Annotated in this window: 16 protein-coding genes and 1 tRNA gene; 12 read left to right on the forward strand and 5 right to left on the reverse strand. The window is 32.1% G+C overall.

The window, feature by feature from the left end:
- The first annotated feature begins 155 nt into the window (after positions 1-155).
- From H0I23_RS03700 to H0I23_RS03725, 6 genes are all read left to right on the forward strand, one after another.
- Positions 156-229 (forward strand) — tRNA-Arg (locus H0I23_RS03700).
- Positions 230-478: 249 nt separating this feature from the next.
- Positions 479-796, forward strand: a complete 318-nt coding sequence (locus H0I23_RS03705; RefSeq protein ID WP_216785117.1) for a DUF6660 family protein — start codon at positions 479-481, stop codon at positions 794-796.
- 118 nt (positions 797-914) lie between these two features.
- Complete coding sequence (locus H0I23_RS03710) at positions 915-5,276, forward strand: CusA/CzcA family heavy metal efflux RND transporter (protein WP_216785118.1); 4,362 nt, start codon at positions 915-917, stop codon at positions 5,274-5,276.
- On the forward strand, positions 5,266-6,465 hold the full coding sequence (locus H0I23_RS03715) for an efflux RND transporter periplasmic adaptor subunit (RefSeq protein ID WP_216785119.1): 1,200 nt from the start codon (positions 5,266-5,268) through the stop codon (positions 6,463-6,465). Before H0I23_RS03710 ends, H0I23_RS03715 begins: the two co-directional genes overlap by 11 nt.
- A 5-nt stretch (positions 6,466-6,470) precedes the next feature.
- The gene (locus H0I23_RS03720) at positions 6,471-6,884 is read left to right on the forward strand and encodes a Fur family transcriptional regulator (RefSeq protein ID WP_216785120.1); all 414 of its coding nucleotides are present in this window, start codon (positions 6,471-6,473) and stop codon (positions 6,882-6,884) included.
- A gap of 60 nt (positions 6,885-6,944) precedes the next feature.
- Positions 6,945-8,894: a heavy metal translocating P-type ATPase gene (locus H0I23_RS03725; RefSeq protein ID WP_216785121.1), complete on the forward strand. Its 1,950-nt coding sequence runs from the start codon at positions 6,945-6,947 to the stop codon at positions 8,892-8,894.
- 65 nt (positions 8,895-8,959) lie between these two features.
- On the opposite strand, the gene msrA is transcribed toward H0I23_RS03725, so the two are convergent.
- Positions 8,960-9,493, reverse strand: a complete 534-nt coding sequence (gene msrA / locus H0I23_RS03730; RefSeq protein ID WP_216785122.1) for a peptide-methionine (S)-S-oxide reductase MsrA — start codon at positions 9,491-9,493, stop codon at positions 8,960-8,962.
- Between the two features lie 4 nt (positions 9,494-9,497).
- Positions 9,498-9,941: a peptide-methionine (R)-S-oxide reductase MsrB gene (gene msrB, locus H0I23_RS03735; RefSeq protein WP_216785123.1), complete on the reverse strand. Its 444-nt coding sequence runs from the start codon at positions 9,939-9,941 to the stop codon at positions 9,498-9,500.
- 327 nt (positions 9,942-10,268) lie between these two features.
- Here msrB and H0I23_RS03740 point away from each other — a divergent pair, with 327 nt between their 5' ends.
- The 5 genes from H0I23_RS03740 (at position 10,269) to H0I23_RS03760 (ending at position 15,155) form a co-directional block, all read left to right on the forward strand.
- Positions 10,269-10,937, forward strand: a complete 669-nt coding sequence (locus H0I23_RS03740) for a bifunctional 4-hydroxy-2-oxoglutarate aldolase/2-dehydro-3-deoxy-phosphogluconate aldolase (RefSeq protein ID WP_216785124.1) — start codon at positions 10,269-10,271, stop codon at positions 10,935-10,937.
- A 110-nt stretch (positions 10,938-11,047) separates the two neighbouring features.
- Positions 11,048-11,761 carry an alpha/beta fold hydrolase gene (locus H0I23_RS03745; protein ID WP_216785125.1) on the forward strand — a complete coding sequence of 238 codons (714 nt, stop codon included), beginning with the start codon at positions 11,048-11,050 and terminating at the stop codon, positions 11,759-11,761.
- Positions 11,762-11,799: 38 nt separating this feature from the next.
- On the forward strand, positions 11,800-13,518 hold the full coding sequence (locus tag H0I23_RS03750) for a GMC family oxidoreductase (protein ID WP_216785126.1): 1,719 nt from the start codon (positions 11,800-11,802) through the stop codon (positions 13,516-13,518).
- A gap of 4 nt (positions 13,519-13,522) precedes the next feature.
- Positions 13,523-14,239, forward strand: a complete 717-nt coding sequence (locus H0I23_RS03755; RefSeq protein ID WP_216785127.1) for a gluconate 2-dehydrogenase subunit 3 family protein — start codon at positions 13,523-13,525, stop codon at positions 14,237-14,239.
- 184 nt (positions 14,240-14,423) lie between these two features.
- Positions 14,424-15,155 (forward strand): M15 family metallopeptidase, encoded by a 732-nt coding sequence (locus H0I23_RS03760; protein ID WP_216785128.1) that lies wholly within the window; start codon positions 14,424-14,426, stop codon positions 15,153-15,155.
- On the opposite strand, the gene H0I23_RS03765 is transcribed toward H0I23_RS03760, so the two are convergent.
- The 3 genes from H0I23_RS03765 to H0I23_RS03775 are packed head-to-tail and all read right to left on the reverse strand — an operon-like array spanning position 15,156 to position 18,089.
- Complete coding sequence (locus tag H0I23_RS03765; protein WP_254073648.1) at positions 15,156-16,334, reverse strand: class I SAM-dependent methyltransferase; 1,179 nt, start codon at positions 16,332-16,334, stop codon at positions 15,156-15,158.
- A 7-nt stretch (positions 16,335-16,341) separates the two neighbouring features.
- Complete coding sequence (locus H0I23_RS03770) at positions 16,342-17,442, reverse strand: AI-2E family transporter (RefSeq protein WP_216785129.1); 1,101 nt, start codon at positions 17,440-17,442, stop codon at positions 16,342-16,344.
- 5 nt (positions 17,443-17,447) lie between these two features.
- Positions 17,448-18,089: a DUF4159 domain-containing protein gene (locus tag H0I23_RS03775; protein ID WP_216785130.1), complete on the reverse strand. Its 642-nt coding sequence runs from the start codon at positions 18,087-18,089 to the stop codon at positions 17,448-17,450.
- Positions 18,090-18,129: 40 nt separating this feature from the next.
- Here H0I23_RS03775 and H0I23_RS03780 point away from each other — a divergent pair, with 40 nt between their 5' ends.
- Entirely contained in the window at positions 18,130-18,909 is a 780-nt protein-coding gene (locus H0I23_RS03780) for a thioredoxin family protein (protein WP_216785131.1), read from the forward strand.
- The last annotated feature ends 8 nt before the right edge of the window (positions 18,910-18,917 follow it).

The following is an 18,917-nucleotide window of genomic DNA, read 5'->3' on the forward strand; positions in this document are numbered from 1 at the left end:
CGATATTTTGTTACTCTTAACTATCTAATTTATAAACGCTTATATTTTTTTTTGAAAGAATAGTTAATTTACTTTAATAAAAGTGCAAAATATTTGTTGAAAACAGTATATTTGCACCCGCAAACTGAAAGAAATGATAATTTTCGTTTGTGAATGGTGGCATAGCTCAGCTGGATAGAGCACCTGCCTTCTAAGCAGGCGGTCGAAGGTTCGAATCCTTCTGCCATCACCTAACAAAAGCCCCTTTTTAAGGGGCTTTTTTAGTTATATATCATTCCTTTTACTTTCTTAAAATTTTAAAGTCTAACCAATAAATTTAAAAACCAATAGGTGTTGATTTATAATTAAAGCAATATAAAATTAGAATTAACTAAAAGTAACTTTAACTAAAAAAGGAAAAAGTAGAAATGTAAAGTACAAGACAACTAAAAAAACATTTTGCAATCTAATTGCATTAAATACTTTTTATATTTGCAGTGTGAAAATCTTTACAGTCATATTTTCAATATATATACTTAGTCTAAACATAATTCCATGTTCAGACTCAACTACTATTGATTATGATTCAGAAATTGCACAAGTTCAAAAATCTATATCAGAACAAGACCATAATTCAACAATTGGAGATACGTGTTCTCCTTTTTGTAATTGTCAATGTTGTCATTCAAATACAATAGATTTTGGTTTAATAAACTTCGAACCTTTTCAACCTAAATTTTTAGAAAACAAATTTTCTCATTTTAGTGGTTTAGGTAAAGATGTTTTTCTTTCATTGCTTCAGCCTCCACGGGCTTAATTCAGTTTTTTATAGGATAATTATATCCGATTTTGACCATTTTTATTATGGTTGATTTTCTCTTTTGAGCATTTTAAAATTTGCCTCAAGAATGTTTAACTGAATTAATATTTATAAGATGATTAATAAAATCATTGATTTTTCAATCAATAATAAATTTATAATAGGCTTATTTACACTAGCACTTATTGGTGTTGGTTTGTGGAGTGTAAGTCAAGTACCTATTGATGCGGTGCCAGATATTACCAATAACCAAGTACAAATAATTACGCAGTCTCCAAACTTAGGTACTGAAGATATAGAGCAGTTTGTTACATACCCTATCGAGGTTGCAATGAGCAACTTACCAAATGTATCAGAAATTCGTTCAGTTTCTCGATTCGGACTTTCAGTAGTTACAATTGTTTTTGATGATGAAGTGGGTACTTATTTACCTCGCCAATTAGTAGCTGAAAAATTACCAGAAATACAAAAACAAATACCAGATGGGTTTGGAGAACCTTCAATGGGGCCAATTTCAACAGGTTTAGGTGAAGTTTATCAGTATACTTTAGAAGTTGATGAAGCTTTTAAAGGGGAGTATTCACTTACTGAATTAAGAACAATGCAAGATTGGATTGTTCGCAGGCAAATGGCAATGGTGTCGGGAGTTGTAGAAGTTAATGCATTTGGAGGGAATAAAAAACAGTACGAAGTTACTGTGGATCCGAACGAATTAAGAGCTATCGGAATTTCAATATCAGAAGTATTTACGGCACTTTCAAATAATAATGAGAATGTAGGCGGCGCTTATATAGAGCGAAACCACAAAGCAAATTTTATTAGAGGAGAAGGGCTTGCAAGAACAGTATCGGATATAGAAAATATAGTAATTAAAAATGCGGGAGGCGTTCCTATAAAAATTAAAGATGTAGGAGAGGTGAAAATAGGTAGTTCAGTTCGCTACGGTGCTTTAACTAAAGATGGTAAAGGAGAAGCTGTCGGGGGTATGATTTTAATGCTGAAAGGAGCAAATTCAAATAAAGTAATTGAAGCTGTAAAAGAAAGAATAGCAGAAATTCAAAAATCGCTACCTGAAGGAGTGCAGATAAAACCTTTTTTAGATAGAAGCGAGTTAATTGAAAAAACAACAGGAACAATTACTTTAAACTTATTAGAGGGGGGATTGATTGTAGTTTTTGTTTTAATGCTTCTTTTGGGCAACTGGCGTGGAGGTTTAATTGTAGCATCTACAATACCATTGTCTTTATTATTTGCATTTATATTGATGAACATATTTGGTGTCTGGGCAAATTTAATGAGCTTAGGTGCTATTGATTTCGGAATTATTGTTGATGGCGCTGTAATTATAGTAGAAAGTACGGTTTTTTTAATGTACAGTTATGCTAAAAAGAATGAGGGGCAAAACACATCTATGGATGCAATATCAGGTCTTGCTTCTAAAAAAATGATGAATGCAGCTTTTTTTGGTCAGTTAATTATTCTAATAGTTTTTCTTCCCATTTTAGCTTTAGAAGGTGTCGAAGGTAAAATGTTCCAACCAATGGCGCTTACATTTATTTTTGCAATGATTGGGGCAATGATTTTGTGTTTAACTTACGTACCAATGATTTCGGCTTTGTTTTTAAAAGCACCTAAACCAAATGAAGTACATAAGCATAGTTATGGTGATAAGTTTGTATTTTGGGTAGAAGAGAAGTACAAACCACTTTTAATAAAGTCTCTTACTAAAGGTAAAACAATTATAGTTTCTGCAGTTGTCCTTTTTTTAATAGCCTTATTTGCTTTTACAAAAATGGGAGGTGAATTTATTCCTCAACTAGATGAGGGAACTATTGCTTTTCATGATATTTTAAAACCAGGTAGCTCACTTACAGAAAGTATTAATATAACTACTAAAATTGAGCGAATTGTAAAATCTAAATTTCCTGAGGTTGAGAGTATAATCAGTCGTATAGGTGTAGCAGATGTACCTACAGATCCTATGCCTATGGATATTGCAGATGTATTTGTAATATTAAAACCTGAAAAAGAATGGGTTTCTGCAAGTTCTAAATCTGAATTAGTTGAAAAAATAAAAGAAGCAATTAGTGTTGTTCCTGGTGTTGGATTTGAGTTTACACAGCCTATCGAAATGCGATTTAATGAGTTACTTACGGGAGTTCGTGAAGATGTAGCTATAAAGTTATTCGGAGAAGATTTAGATGTTTTGGCACGTAAATCGGAAGAAATGGGGCAAATAATAGCTACAGTACCTGGTGTGGCCGATATAAAAGTTGAAGCAACAGCTGGTTTGCCTCAAATTACAATTCATTATAACAGAAATAAGCTTGCACAGTATGGCTTACATATAAATACTTTAAATAATACTGTACAAGCTGCATTTGCAGGTGGGCACTCGGGAGTAATTTTTGAGGGAGAAAAACGCTTTGATTTGGTTGTTCGATTAAAAGAAGAAAACAGAAAGAGTATAAGTGATATTCAAAACCTGTTTATTAATCTGCCAAGTGGTTTTCAAATTCCATTACGAGAAGTAGCAGATATTAGTTACGAACCTGGACCAATGCAAATTAGTAGAGATAATACCAACCGTAGATCGTATGTAGGTATTAATATTAGAGATAGAGATGTAAAATCTGTTGTAGAGGAGATAAAGCAAAAACTAGATGCTCAATTCGAATTGCCTTCAGGCTATTTTATTCGCTATGGTGGTGCTTTTGAGAATTTAGAACGTGCTACTAATCGTTTAAAAATGGTTGTACCTATTGCATTACTTTTAATTTTCACCCTAATATATTTTGCATTAAAATCATTCAAGCAAACGATAATGATTTATTTAGCAATACCAATGGCAACTATAGGTGGTGTGTTTGCTCTTTGGTTGCGTGATATGCCTTTTAGTATTTCAGCAGGTATTGGTTTTATTGTGCTTTTTGGAGTAGCAGTACTTAACGGTTTGGTGATGATTAGTGGTTTAAATGAGTTGAAGGAAGAAGGTGTAATCAATTTAAGAGACAGAATTGTAGAAGGAACCAAAAGAAGAATTAGGCCTATTTTATTAACGGCATTTACAGATGTGTTAGGATTTTTACCCATGGCAATATCATCATCGGCAGGGGCAGAGGTACAAAGGCCTTTAGCGACAGTTGTTATAGGTGGTTTGATTACATCAACATTATTAACATTGTTTATTTTACCTATTTTTTATCAATGGATAGAAAATAAATCAATAACAACAAACTTTGCAGGAAATAAGAGTAAAGTAGTTTTTTTGTTAATAGCACTATTGGTTATAATACCTTTTGCGAATGCGCAAGAAATTCCTAAAGATTCTATTTTGCCAATTTCTTTAGTAGATGCAATAAAGATTTCAAAAGAGAATTATCCGATATTAAAATCTCAAAAATTAGAAGTCGAAAAGCAAAATGCATTAAAAGGATCAGCATATGATTTTGGAAAAACTCAAATTTTCACAGGAGGAGAAGAAATAAACGAATCTCAAGGAGTTTATACAACAATTGGTTTTGGACAGCAAAGCATAAATATTTTTGGAGTATCTGCAAAAAATAAATTACAAAAACAGCGTGTAAAATTAGCAGAAACAGCTTATTTACTTTCAGAACTAGAAGTTGAACAAGAAGTTAAAAAAGCGTGGTCAGATGTTTTTAAAGCAAAACAAAAATTACTCCTTTTTGAAGAAATGGATTCAATTTACGGTAAGTTTTCAAGAGCAATAGCTTTAAATTTAGAAGTAGAATCTATTTCTAAACTAGAATATGCGTCTGCAAAAAATCAAGCATTACAAATTCTGAATAAAAAACAACAAGCACAAAGCGATTATGATATTACACTGCAACGTTTTAATTTATGGTTGGTTTCAGATGCTTTTTATACGGTAGCTAGTAATTTAGATGAAAGTATATTTTTTATAAATATGACAGATGTAGAACTAGAAAAGCATCCAAGTTTTATTCTAACCAATAGCCAATTAAATGAGGCTCAGGCAAATTATAAAATGGCTAAATCAGATATGTTGCCAAAACTAAATTTGCAAGGAGGGTTACAAAGGTTAAATGGACAAAATGGTTTTTATAGCTATCAGGCAGGTTTATCTATTCCTTTGTTTTCGGGATTAGAGCGTAGTAAAGTCAAAGCATTAAAAATAGAAAAGCAAATTATAGAAACAGATGTTTTATTCAAGCAAGATCAGATAAAAGCAGCATATAAACAAATATTTATGGAGTATAAGAAATGGCAAACTTCATGGGTTTTTTATACAAACAATGTGCTACCGTTGGCAAAAGAACAGCGTAAAGGTGCTTTGTTTGCTTATACTGAAGGAGCACTTGACTATACAGCATTTAGCCAAATAATGCGAGATGCTATCCAAATTGAAATAGATGCATTAACGGCATTAGATAATTATTTACAGGCTTTATTTGAGTTGCAATATTTTAAAAATGAAAAAAATGAAAAATAAATTGACATATAAGATTGCTATTATTCTTTTAGTAACATTGCTTGTTTTTAGCTGCAAAGAAAATGCCCATAGTAATAATGAGAGTAATAGTTCTGAAAAAGAACATGTAGAAAAAAAATCGCACCAAAAAGTTGTTGAAGCGATGTTAAGTGCACGGCAATTTGAAGTTATGCAAATGAAAATAGATACTATTAGCGAAAGGACTATTGAGAATTATATTGAGGCAAATGGAGAGTTAGATGTTCCGCCTCAAAATGAAGCTGTTATAACTTCAATGGTTGGTGCTAATATAGTTTCAATAGAAGTTATTGAAGGCGATAAAGTATCAAAAAACCAGGTTGTAGCATATTTAGCACATCCAAATATTATTCAAAAGCAAACCGATTATTTGAGCGCATTTAGTCGCAGTCAATTTTTGAAAAAAGATTTTGAAAGGCAAAAAAAATTATATGAGGCAGGTGTAGGGTCTGGTTTAAATTTTCAAAAATCAGAATCAGAATATTTAGCATCAAAAGGTATGGAAAGAGGGTTGGAGGCACAGTTGAAACAGTTTAATATTAATGCAGCGAGTGTTAGAAATGGAGTAATTTATCAAAAGGTAGCTTTAAAGTCTCCGATTGAAGGTTTCGTACAGCGAGTAGGTATAAAAACAGGGCAGTATGTAGAGCCACAAACTAATCTTTTTGAAGTGGTAAACACGCATCATGTACATGCCGATTTAATGGTTTTTGAAAAAGATGTAGATAAAGTAAAAAAAGGACAGGTAGTGAGTTTTATAATACAATCTTCACCAAATAAAAAGTTTGCTGCTGAGATTTATTCGGTAAGTAAAACTTTTAAGAAAAATCCTAAAGCGGTACATGTACATGCTGAAATTGAAAATAAAGAAGGTAATTTAATACCAGGTATGTATATTCAAGGTAAAATTGCAACTTCAGAGATTAAAACTTTAGCATTGCCAGAAAGTGCAATAGGAGAAGATGATGGTAAATTTTATGCTTTTAAAGCAGAAATGGAGGGTGAAGATTGGAGTTTTAAACCTATAGAAGTTAAAATAGGAGTCAAAGACAATAATTGGGTTAGTGTAGTATTTTTAACAGCTATGCCACCTAATATAAAATATGCTTTTAATAATGGATATTACCTAATGGCAGAAGCCAAAAAGGGAGATGCAGAACACAGTCATTAAATAGTATGGATAAAATAGAAAAGTTTTTAGAAGAAAAAAATGTTAGACCTACAGCGATGCGTATTCTTATCTATAAATACATGGCAAATACAGCCAATGCTGTAGCGCTAACAGATGTAGAAAATGTTTTTGAAAAATCAGAAAGAACAACGTTGTATCGTACCTTAAAAACGTTTGAAGAAAAGGGTGTGGTTCATCAAATTGACGATGGTACAGGTGTAAGTAAATACGCTTTATGTGAAGAAGGGTGTACTTGTGATATTGAACAAGACTTACATTTACATTTTCATTGTAATAAATGCAATGAAACAGTGTGTTTAACCAATCATAAAATTCCACAGATAAATTTACCAGAAGGTTTTTTAGCAGAAGACATAAACCTTGTTGTAAAAGGTGTTTGCGATAAATGTAGTATGTAATTGCACTACAATTGCATATATTATTAAAGACCTTTGTTGTAGCTTATAAAGTCTATAGTTATGAATAAAGATAATACCCACAAAAATGAAGCTAGTTGTTGTAGTACAGAGGATAATCATGATGGTCATTCTCATGGTACTGGCATAATAAGTTTTAAAACCTATATTCCATCAACAGTAAGTTTCATTATGTTAATGATAGGTATCGCTGTTGATTACTTTAATGTTCTTCCTTTTTTAAAAGGATGGATAAGAATTATTTGGTATGTAATTGCATATATTCCTGTTGGTTTACCTGTCTTAAAACAAGGGTGGAAGAGTATAAAAAGAGGTGATGTTTTTACTGAATTTTTATTGATGTCTATTGCAACAGTTGGTGCCTTTGTAATCGGAGAGTATCCAGAAGGTGTCGCAGTAATGCTTTTTTATGCGGTAGGTGAATTATTTCAAGCAGCAGCAGTTAGTCGAGCAAAAGGAAATATAAAAGCGTTATTAGATGTTAGACCTAATGAGGCATTAGTTTTTAGAAATAATGAATATATAACAGTCGACCCTGAAATAGTAAAAATAGGAGAGAAGATAAAAGTACGTGTTGGAGAAAAAATTCCATTAGACGGTAATCTGTTATCAGACAAGGCTGTTTTAAATACAGCTGCAATAACAGGCGAAAGTAAACCAGATTCTATTTTAAAAAATGAAAAGGTTTTTGCTGGAAGCATAAATTTAGAAGGAGTTATAGAAATAGAAGCAACAAAAGAATTTAAAAATAGTTCTATTGCTCGTATTTTAGAATTAGTCCAAAATGCTACTGCTCGTAAGTCAAAAACGGAATTATTTATAAGAAAATTTGCAAGAATTTATACACCTATAGTAGTCTTTTTAGCTATTGGTTTAACCTTATTACCTTTCTTCTTTATAGATGATTATGTTTTTAATGATTGGTTATACCGAGCTCTCATATTTTTAGTAGTCTCGTGCCCTTGTGCATTAGTTATATCTATTCCATTGGGGTATTTCGGTGGTTTAGGAGCGGCTTCAAGAAACGGAATATTGTTTAAAGGTGCTTCTGTTTTAGATGCGATTACAAAAGTAAATGTTGTTGTAATGGATAAAACAGGAACAGTTACAAAAGGAGTTTTTAAAATAAAAGAAATTAAAACTTCGGGTATAATCGAAAAAGAAATGATGTCTTATCTAATAGCAATAGAAGAACAATCTACACATCCTATTGCAAAAGCTATTTTAGAATATAAGTTAGCAGAACATACATTTAAATCTTCAGAAATTACAGAAATTGCAGGCAAAGGATTAAAAGGTATTGTTAATGAAAAAGAGGTGTTAGTTGGTAATAAATCTTTGTTAGCATTATATAACATACCAGTACCATCAGAAACAAATGCGATTGTAGAATCTGTTATAATGATAGCTGTTGCTGGTAAGTTTGCTGGTTATGTAGTAATTGCAGATGAATTAAAAACTGACGCTCACGCAGCTGTTCGAAAAATCAATAATGTAGGTATCGATAAAGTAATTATGCTTTCTGGAGATAAGGATTCGATAACTCAAAAAGTTGCTAAAGAATTAAATTTAAGCTGGGCAAAAGGGGCAATGCTACCAGAAGATAAATTAAATGAGGTTGAAATTTTAAAAAAGCAACCAAATATAAAAGTAGCTTTTATAGGTGATGGTATAAATGATGCTCCTGTATTAGCTAGTAGTGATGTTGGTATTGCTATGGGTGGGTTAGGTAGCGATGTAGCTATTGAAACTGCAGATATAATTATCCAAACCGATCAACCTTCAAAAATTGCAACGGCAATAAAAATAGGTAAGTCTACTCGAGCTATTGTTTGGCAGAATATAGCACTTGCTTTTGGTGTAAAATTAATAGTATTGGCATTGGGGGCAGGAGGTTTAGCATCTATGTGGGAAGCGGTCTTTGCAGATGTAGGAGTAGCGTTATTGGCAATATTAAACGCCATTAGGTTACAAAAAATGAAATGGGAATAGATTTATATAGTAAAAAAGCGATGATGTATTAAATCATCGCTTTTTTATTAAACAGTAATATAAGATTACGCCTTTAACTTATTCCCATATAAACTACGCAATTTGTTAATTTTTGGGGTAATAACAGCAGAACAATAACCATTTGTAGTATTATTTTCATAATAATCTTGATGGTATTCTTCTGCTTCATAAAATATACCTAAAGGGCTTAATTCTGTTACAATTGGGCTTTCAAAAAAGGCATCCAATTCTTTTAGTACAACTTTTGCTATATTTTGTTGTTCTTCATTATGGTAATAAATAACAGATCTATATTGTGTTCCAGCATCAGCTCCTTGTCTGTTTAATGTAGTAGGGTCATGGGTGGTCATAAAAATAACAAGTAAGTCTTGATATGATACAATATCACTATCATAAGTTACTTGAACAACTTCCGCATGTCCAGTTAAACCAGAGCAAATTTCTCTATACGTGGGTCTTCCAGGAGCTTTACCGCCTGTATAGCCAGAAATAACTTTATCAACTCCTTTAATTTCATTTAATACAGCTTCAACGCACCAAAAGCATCCCGCACCAACAGTCATCGTTTCAATTTTCATAATTTCATTTTTTTAATTTCAAAGCTTCAGAGTTTATACAATACCTTAACCCACTTGGCTCAGGCCCATCAGGGAAAACATGACCTAAATGCGCATCACATGTATTGCAAAGTACTTCAACTCGTATCATACCAAAAGAAATATCTTTTATGTATTTAATTGCATTTTCTTTTATAGGTTGTGTAAAACTAGGCCAACCTGAACCTGATTCAAATTTGATAGTAGCATCGAATAATGATGAATGGCAACAAGCACAATTATATTCACCTAGCTCATAAATACTACATAATGCTCCAGTATGTGCTCTTTCAGTACCTTTTTGCCGTGTTATTCTAAACTGTTTATCAGATAAAATTTCGCGCCATTCATTTTCTGATTTTAAAATTTTAGAATCAGGTTCTAAATTTCCTTTAACGGTAAAATTAATTATATTTTTCCATGTTAGCATTTTAAAAATCCTTTCTTCTTTTAAGTTTATGATTTACAAATTTATATTATAATAGTCGTTTTAATTGATCGTATCTTACGGCGGAATGTAGTAAATAGGGGGCTTATCTATAATAATTTTTGAATATTAAAACCTGATTTTTAAAACTATACCCTGTAAAAATGTGAGATTTTATATTTTCAGGTAATTATACTAAAATGAAAGTTTGATAAATGAATAGAAGTCTTAATTTTGGCATCAATTTTATTGTAATTATCTTTGAATTGTTAATGATTACAATCTATTGTATTATTACAGTCACACTTAAAAATAAAACCAAAATAAAAAATGGCACAGTACTCAAGAATTGAAGTAGCAAATGTGATGAAGGAAAACGGAATGGTTCCTTTATTTTATCATCCAGATGTTGAATTAGGAAAAAAAATATTAAAAGCGGTTTACGATGGTGGCTCTCGCTTAATGGAATTTACTGCTCGTGGAGATTTCGCTTTTGAAGTTTTTTCTGAATTAAATAAATATGCTATTAAAGAACTTCCAGGTATGATCTTAGGTGTAGGTTCTATAACAGATGCAGGAGCAGCTTCTATGTTCATGCAAATGGGAGCTAATTTTATTGTAACACCTTCTTTAAGAGAAGATATTGCAATAGTTTGTAACAGAAGAAAAGTATTATGGTCACCAGGTTGTGGTTCTTTAACTGAAATAAATGCAGCTGAAGAATTAGGTTGTGAAGTTGTAAAACTTTTCCCTGGAGATTTATATGGACCTGGTTTTGTAAAAGGAATTAAAGGCCCTCAGCCTTGGACTAGCATTATGCCTACTGGTGGGGTTAGTACTGATGAGGCTAACCTAAAAGGTTGGTTTGATGCAGGTGTAACTTGTGTTGGTATGGGATCTAAGCTTATTAGTAAAGAAATTTTAGCTAATAAAGATTATGCAGGGTTAGAAAAAACAGTAAGAGAAACTTTAGCTTTAATTAAAAAATTAAGAGCGTAGTTTTTTAAATAAACAATTCTAATTATTAAACCCTGTTCAATTTTTTTGAACAGGGTTTTTTTATGTGCTTGCGTATCTTTTTTTGTAACTTCTGCCTTTCAAAATTCTACATGATCAAAACGATAAAAGTCATTACGCTATTACTTATTACTTTCCAAATTCAATCTTGTGCTGGTCAATCTACTGTGGTAGAAGGATATTTAGAGACTGTGGTTACTAAGCCGATTGATTATTATTTATATTATCCAGAAGACTACGAAGTAAATAAAAATAAAAAATACGGAATTCTCTTATTCTTGCATGGCTCAGGGAGTATACCAGGTAAAGGGCAAGAAAAAATGGCTCCACCAGATGCTTTAGTCGATGGTACGGAATACCCATTCCTTATACTGGTACCACAATTACAAGAGCCTACTAAAATGTGGAACACAGCAGCCGTAATGCAATTATTAGATACAGTGATAGCACAACATCGAATAGATGATAAAAAAATATATGTTTCAGGGCTGAGCCGAGGAGGAGCAGCAGCTTGGAATTTAGCAATAGAATATCCTGATAAATTTGCCGCATTAGCTGTAGTTTGTGGAATGGCACCAACACCTTATGCACATTGGATAGATAAAAGCTTACCTATAAAAGTTTTTCATGGAAAAAAAGATGCTATTATACCTTATACTGAATCAGAGGAAATGGTTAATAGGCTTAAATCTTTAGGTTATAACGTTTCTTTGACTAGTTATGAAAATTACGGACATGCTATTTGGGATGTAGTTTATAAAGAACCAAAGTTGTACGAATGGTTTAATAAGCAAAAAAAGATGTAACTTAACTCCGCTAAATTAGCAACCAAAAGTATTATTTTATGCAGATTATAGAAAATTCAACCATTTACGATGTGATAATCGTAGGTTCAGGGGCTGGGGGAGGAATGGCGACTAAAATACTTGCAGAGGCAGGTTTGAAAGTAGCTGTAGTAGAAGCAGGGCCTTATTTTGATCCTGCAGCTCCAGAACAACAAACACAACTAAAATGGCCTTATGAGTCGCCTCGAAGAGGTGCAAACACAGTTAGGCCTTTTGGAGATTTTGATAGTGCTTATGGCGGATGGGATATTGATGGAGAACCTTATACGAATGAAGAAGGCTCTAATTTTAGATGGTTTCGATCAAGAATGTTAGGTGGAAGAACTAATCATTGGGGAAGAATTTCATTACGCTTTGGACCTAATGATTTTAAGCGAAAAAGTATTGATGGATTAGGTGATAACTGGCCAATAGGGTATGAAGATGTAAAGCCTTATTATGATAAAGTAGATAAGTTGATAGGTGTATTTGGCTCAAATGAAGGGTTGCCTAATGATCCTGATGGATTTTTTCTTCCCCCTCCAAAACCAAGGTTACATGAATTGTTTTATATAAAAGGAGCTCGAAAGTCTAATATTCCTGTGTTTCCATCACGAATGTCTATGTTGACTAAAAGAATAAATGATGAACGAGGTATTTGCTTTTATTGTGGGCAATGCTCTCGTGCGTGTTCGGTGTCTGCCGATTTTTCATCGGGGACTTGTTTAATTTTTCCTGCTCAAAAAAATGGAGGAAGAGTAGATCTTTTTGTTAATGCAATGGTGCGGGAAATAACAACTAACGATGAAGGGAAGGCAACTGGAGTTTCATATATTAATAAAGAAGATAGAAAAGAGTATAAATTAAAAGGAAAGATAGTGGTTCTTGCTGCGTCAGCATGTAGTTCTGCGCGTATTCTTTTGAATTCAAAAAGTAAACAACATCCTAACGGTTTAGGGAATGGTAATGATATTGTTGGTAGATATTTGCATGATTCAACAGGGGGAAGTAGATCTGCTTTTATACCTGATTTAATGAATCGTAAAATGTATAATGAAGATGGTGTTGGAGGAATGCATGTTTATACACCTTGGTGGTTAGATAATAAAAATCTCGATTTTGCTAGAGGATACCATATTGAAGTTTGGGGAGGAATGGGGATGCCTAGTTATGGTTTTGGATTCAATCACAATGATTTCAATAAATATTTCGGAATTAAAGTTGGTGGATATGGTAATCCATTAAGAGATGAAGTTAAAAAATACTATGGCTCTACAGTTGGTTTTGGTGGTCGTGGAGAATCTATTCCTCAGAAAGATAATAAGTGTGAAATAGACCCTACTAAAGTGGATGAATTTGGAATTCCGGTACTAAAGTTTAAGTATCAATGGACGGATCATGAAATAAAACAAGTGGGACATATGCATAATAGTTTTGAAGAAATTATTCATAATATGGGAGGTACAGTTTTAGGTGATAAGCCTACATTAGCTGAGAAAAACGGTATTTATGCACCAGGAGAAATTATACATGAAGTAGGTACTACTAGAATGGGGAACGACCCGAAAACGTCTGTGGTGAATCAACATCAGCAATTACACGAGGTAGATAACGTATTTATTGTAGATGCAGGACCTTTTGTTTCTCAAGCAGATAAAAACCCAACGTGGACAATTTTAGCTTTATCATGGAGAACTTCAGATTATATTGTAGAACAGCTTAAAATGCAAAACATCTAAAAAAATGGATAGAAGAAAAAGTATAAAATCGATTATTTTAGGTGGAGTAGCAGGTGGTTTAGCACTTAATGGCTGTAAGCCTGAAAATGTAGAGCCAACAGGTGAAAATATTGCTTTGGCTGCAGAAAAACATTTTGGTAGAACCCCAGAGGAAAAAGAATTGATAGCAAAACTTAATGCAGATCAGTTTTTAAATTCACATGAAATGTCAACACTTAATGTTTTGGTAGCTATAATTCTTCCTGCTAATGAAAGTTATGGTAGTGCTCTAGATGCAGAAGTGCCTGATTTTATTGAGTTTATGACTAAGGATTATCCTAAATTTCAAATGCCTATTCGAGGTGGCTTAATGTGGTTAGATCATAAGAGTAATACAGACTTTGGAGTCGAGTTTATTGCAAGTACAGCTGAACAACAAAAAGTGATATTAGACACTATTGCCTACCCAAATATTGAAATTCCTGAAAATGAAAGGCCCCTAGAGGTTCAATTTTTCTCATTAATTCGCAATTTAACATTAACCGGTTATTATACCTCAAAAATGGGAATTGAAGATTTGGGATATGTGGGTAATTCACCTAATGTTTGGGATGGTGTACCTGATGATGTTTTAAAACAGCATGGAGTAGCTTATGAAGAAGAATGGCTTGCAAAATGTGTAGATCAGAGCAAACGAAATACGAAAGCAGAGTGGGATGAAAAAGGGAATTTACTGACTTAATAGTATTTCATTAAGACTAAATTATTTTTCTCTATTTAAATAGAAACTATGCTTTAATGCTTTTGTAAATAAATAGAAGGAACATTTGAGGATTCATAAGTTAAATAGATTTAGACTTTAAAATAAAAGATTTTTAAAATCTTTCTAGTAATTTGCACTCAATTTTTTGAATCAATTTTTAAATATGCAAGTGGTAAAAGTTATATGCTTTATAGGGGGGTTATTGTTCTTTGTTTCGTGTAAAAATGAACCTAAAAAAGTGTTGCAAAGTACCGATGAGATAACGGTAAAAGTAAAAGATACAATAAAGAGTTTAGATGTAATTAAGCCAAATAAGCCAGTTTTAAAGAGTTTAACAAGTCTAGCTGATACAACTTTTATCCGCTTAGCTGATTTTAGTGATGATTTTGCTTACGATTTACGATATGCTACAACCAACAATTTTTTAAAAGCACAAGTGTACGATTGTGCGGAGTGCTATACGCGAGTAAAAACAGCAAAAGGATTATTAAAAGCTAATGCTGAATTTATGGAGAAAGGGTATAAAATCAAATTTTTTGATTGCTACAGGCCTAATTCTGTTCAATATAAAATGTGGAAGATTGTACCAAATCCACAATATGTAGCAAACCCTGTAAAAGGCTCAATCCATAATAAGGGAGGCGCTGTAGATATAACACTAGTAACACTTGAAGGAGAAGAATTAGATATGGGGACTGATTTTGATTTTTTTGGGAAAAAAGCATACCATGATAATCTTGATTTACCTCAAGAAATTTTAGAGAATAGAAAAGTGTTGAAAGAAGTAATGGAGTCTTATGGCTTTTGGTCTATAAGAACTGAGTGGTGGCATTATAACTTATCAGCGGGTAGTAATGCTAAGATTGCTAATTTTAAGTGGGATTGTAAAGATTAATTAAGCTTTACGGCAGTTAATTACAACCAGCTTATCCTCTAAATTAGTGGTGAAAAACAGGTATATATCTCCGCCATCTTTAATCTTATATTTTTTACGAATAATAGCTACAGAATCAGGAAAGTTTCTGGTAGTAATATTTGCTTTTTGTATCCGTAATTTTTGAAGCTCTTTTTTGTTGTAAGAAGTTACGGTTTCTATTTTAAAACACCTTCCCGGAAATTCAATTAAAACATCAGAGGTGTATAAATGACTATGATTGTGTAGTTTTTTTAAGTTAAAATGGCTTCCAAGGCTTTTAAATGCTCCAGATTTTAAAATAGCACTATTAGGCTCGTAAATATAAGAAAGAGGCTCAGAGAACTCTGAAACAGCTTCTCTTTCATCGTTGAGGTTAAAATTATAAGCTTCATTGGTTGTTTTTGTCAAGTTTATGGTCTTGATTGAAATGTTGCCTTGATAATTTTTTTCTAAAATCCACAGTAATTCTTTAACGTCATTCTGTAATGCAACTACATGAATTTCTTTTACAAATTGAAATTCATTTACACCTATTGAGAAATCTAAAAGGGGTGAGGTCTTGATCAAGATATTAGAAGACCTTGAAAAAAGTAAGTCTAAATTATTAGGAACGTTTGGTAAACAATCAGACATGAAAAACACCTTTTCTTTGGCGTCATTTCGTCTAGAAGGATCAATAAAAATCCAATCGAAATTTAAGTCATTTTGTTGTAGAAATTCTAGCCCATTTTGAGCAATTATTTTTATGTTTTTTTTACCTAAAACTTCAAAATTATAAGCTGCTATTTCTGATACTTTTTGATCAATTTCTGTATGGTAAATTTGAGTGAAATTTTGACTAAAAAAATAGCAGTCAATACCTAATCCTCCAGTAAGATCAATTAGTGAGTTTCCGCCTATTAAATTAGCCTTATATTGTGCTGTAGGTTCTGATGAGGTTTGCTCAATATTTAACTTGTTAGGGTAATATATAAATGGTGTATTAAACCAAGTAGGGAGTTTGTCTTTACATTTTTTTTTAGCTTCTAGTTGTTCTACTAGCTCTTTTTGAGAAACTCCTTCGAAAAGTTGTTTTTTTAACAATACTGACATCATGTCAGTATTCCATTTTTTTTCTATAAATTCTTGAACACCAGTTTTTAATATATATTTATTCAAAGTAAAACTATATATTTTTAGTTAGTGATTTTACTAGTTTGTTTTCAGATAAAAACTCCTTTAAAATAACTTTTATCGCAGTGTAACCAGGTACGGCAACAATCATTCCTACGATTCCGAAAAGTAAACCCGCAATAATAATAATTAAGAAAATCTCTAACGGATGAGACTTTACGCTGTTAGAAAAAATTAAAGGTTGAGAGAAAAAATTATCTACCAATTGACCTATCGCTAAACCTATAAAAACATACCCTGTTTTAGCTAAAATAATACTGCTGAAATCGGCCCCTAAATTAGTGGTCATTGTTAGTACAATCATAAGCACTCCGCCAATGATTGGACCGATGTATGGAATGACATTAAAAAGGGCGCATAAAAAAGCGATTACAATGGCATTTTCTATGCCCACAATAAAGAGCGTAATTGTGTAAATTACAAACAAAATAAAGAGTTGTAAAAGTAGTCCGACAAAGTATCTAGAAAGTAGGTTGTTAATCTTTTCAATCGAGTTAGACATTCTACTTTCTTTTCCGTTTGGAACGAACATAATAATTCCGTTTTGAAATAACATGCTGTCTTTTAAAAAGAAAAATGAAATGAATAAAACAGAAAATAAACCAATGCTTGCCGTACTCAAAACTCCTAAAAATGAATTTAAAAAATTAGGAATAAAACCAACATCTAATCCTTTCAAAATATTTTTTTCTAATTCAGATTCTTTAAGCAATTCATTGACCATATTTGGAGAAGAACTAAAGTATTGAGTAACCTCTAAATAAAGCGTATTTAAGTTATCTTGTAATTTGTTAATATCAAGTAAAGAAAGGTTTTTACCTTGTTCAGTTAAAAGAGGAATAAATAAAGCTATTATGCCTGCAAATATACCTACCATAAGCAGCATTGTTATAATTACAGAAACTGTATTGGGTAATTTTAGTTTCTTTCTTAAAAAACGAACAATAGGTCTTCCTATTAATGCAATTACTGCAGCAATGCACAGGTAAGCTAAAACTGACTGAATTTTGTACAAGAAGAATAATGTTAGCGCAATTGCTGCGATAACGCCAAGGGCTCTTAAAATGCCGTTAGCAATGGTTTTAGAGGTCATTTAGTTTAGTTTTTAAAAACATATTGTATAATGTTTGCACCCATTTGCAGTGCTTTATTACGAATATCTTGTGAATCGTTATGAACTTCAGGGTCTTCCCAGCCATCACCTAAATCACTTTCATACGTAAAAAGTAGTACGAGTCTGTTTTTATGGTATATACCAAATGCTTGTGGTCTTTTGCCATCGTGTTCGTGAATTTTTGGTAAGCCCTCAGGAAAATTATAGGTTTGATTGAAAATAGGATTATCTGCTGCAAGCTCTGTTAGCTCTTTGTTTGGAAACATTTTTGTAAGTTCTTTTTTTAAATACGGCTCCATTCCATAATTATCATCAATATGTAAAAAGCCACCGCTCAATAAATATGTTTTTAAATTTTCAGTATCTTCTTCAGAAAAAAAAACATTACCGTGTCCTGTCATGTGTAAAAAAGGATATTGAAAAATTTCTGGACTATTTATTTCAACAGTTTCAACTTTAGGATTAAGTTTTGTGTCTATTTCTGCGTTGCAAAATTTAATTAAGTTTGGTAGTGCAGTGGGGTTTGAATACCAATCTCCGCCACCATTGTATTTTAAAATGGCAATATCTTGAGCATTTGTTGTTAAAATACTGGTAAAAATCAATAAAGCAGTAAGTACTTTCATGTAAAATCGACTTTCTCTATAGTTTCAAATTTAAAATATTATGAAGAATAAAGGGATAATTTTTGCATTACTTTTAATAAGCTTACTAATCATGTCATTTAAATTTGATTCTTATTCAAGTAAAAAAGGAGCTCGTACATTAAATTCAGAAGAAAATAAAGGAGTGGTGGTGTTAGAATTGTACACCTCGCAAGGTTGCTCTAGCTGTCCATCAGCAGATGCTTTATTAGAGAAGGTTAAAAAACAATATAGCAAAGAAGTTATTCCGTTATCATATCATGTCGATTATTGGAACTATATAGGGTGGAAAGACCCATTTAGTAAAGCAGTATACACTGAAAAGCAAACAGCTTACAACTACAAATTTAAAAATAGAAGCAATTACACGCCACAAGTTGTAGTGAATGGAGCAACACATTTTGTTGGTTCTAATTCATCAGAGATGTATTCGAATATAAATACATTTAAAAGTAAAAAAATAGATAATGATGTGACATTTTCAAATGTAAAGGTAAGTTCTGGCTTTGTTAAGTTTAATTATGAAATTAAGGGAGATTTATCATTAAAAAAAATGCGAGTAGTTTTGGTTTTAGATAAAAGAAGTACAGAAGTAAAACGTGGAGAAAATAGAAACAGAACTTTAATAAATAGTAATATTGTAGTTGCTGAAAAGTATATAAAACCAAATGCAAAGGGTGGTGAAACTATTCAGATACCTAGCATTGTAAATGCAAATGAAAAAATTTCAATATTGTTGATTGTTGAAAATGATAATTTTGATATTACTGGAGCTACAAAAGCAAGTTTGGTAAAGGAATAGTTGTTTTT

It is taken from the genome of Cellulophaga sp. HaHaR_3_176 (assembly GCF_019021925.1).
In the GTDB taxonomy this organism is placed as follows: Bacteria; Bacteroidota; Bacteroidia; order Flavobacteriales; family Flavobacteriaceae; genus Cellulophaga.

Excerpts from the sequence above, each read along its gene's own strand:
- H0I23_RS03745 (WP_216785125.1), top strand. The coding sequence starts at position 11,048 with ATGATCAAAACGATAAAAGTCATTACGCTATTACTTATTACTTTCCAA.
- H0I23_RS03715 (WP_216785119.1), top strand. The coding sequence starts at position 5,266 with ATGAAAAATAAATTGACATATAAGATTGCTATTATTCTTTTAGTAACA.
- H0I23_RS03775 (WP_216785130.1), bottom strand. The coding sequence starts at position 18,089 with ATGAAAGTACTTACTGCTTTATTGATTTTTACCAGTATTTTAACAACA.
- msrA (WP_216785122.1), bottom strand. The coding sequence starts at position 9,493 with ATGAAAATTGAAACGATGACTGTTGGTGCGGGATGCTTTTGGTGCGTT.
- msrB (WP_216785123.1), bottom strand. The coding sequence starts at position 9,941 with ATGCTAACATGGAAAAATATAATTAATTTTACCGTTAAAGGAAATTTA.
- H0I23_RS03760 (WP_216785128.1), top strand. The coding sequence starts at position 14,424 with ATGCAAGTGGTAAAAGTTATATGCTTTATAGGGGGGTTATTGTTCTTT.
- H0I23_RS03755 (WP_216785127.1), top strand. The coding sequence starts at position 13,523 with ATGGATAGAAGAAAAAGTATAAAATCGATTATTTTAGGTGGAGTAGCA.
- H0I23_RS03740 (WP_216785124.1), top strand. The coding sequence starts at position 10,269 with ATGGCACAGTACTCAAGAATTGAAGTAGCAAATGTGATGAAGGAAAAC.
- H0I23_RS03720 (WP_216785120.1), top strand. The coding sequence starts at position 6,471 with ATGGATAAAATAGAAAAGTTTTTAGAAGAAAAAAATGTTAGACCTACA.
- H0I23_RS03750 (WP_216785126.1), top strand. The coding sequence starts at position 11,800 with ATGCAGATTATAGAAAATTCAACCATTTACGATGTGATAATCGTAGGT.
- H0I23_RS03725 (WP_216785121.1), top strand. The coding sequence starts at position 6,945 with ATGAATAAAGATAATACCCACAAAAATGAAGCTAGTTGTTGTAGTACA.
- H0I23_RS03770 (WP_216785129.1), bottom strand. The coding sequence starts at position 17,442 with ATGACCTCTAAAACCATTGCTAACGGCATTTTAAGAGCCCTTGGCGTT.
- H0I23_RS03710 (WP_216785118.1), top strand. The coding sequence starts at position 915 with ATGATTAATAAAATCATTGATTTTTCAATCAATAATAAATTTATAATA.
- H0I23_RS03780 (WP_216785131.1), top strand. The coding sequence starts at position 18,130 with ATGAAGAATAAAGGGATAATTTTTGCATTACTTTTAATAAGCTTACTA.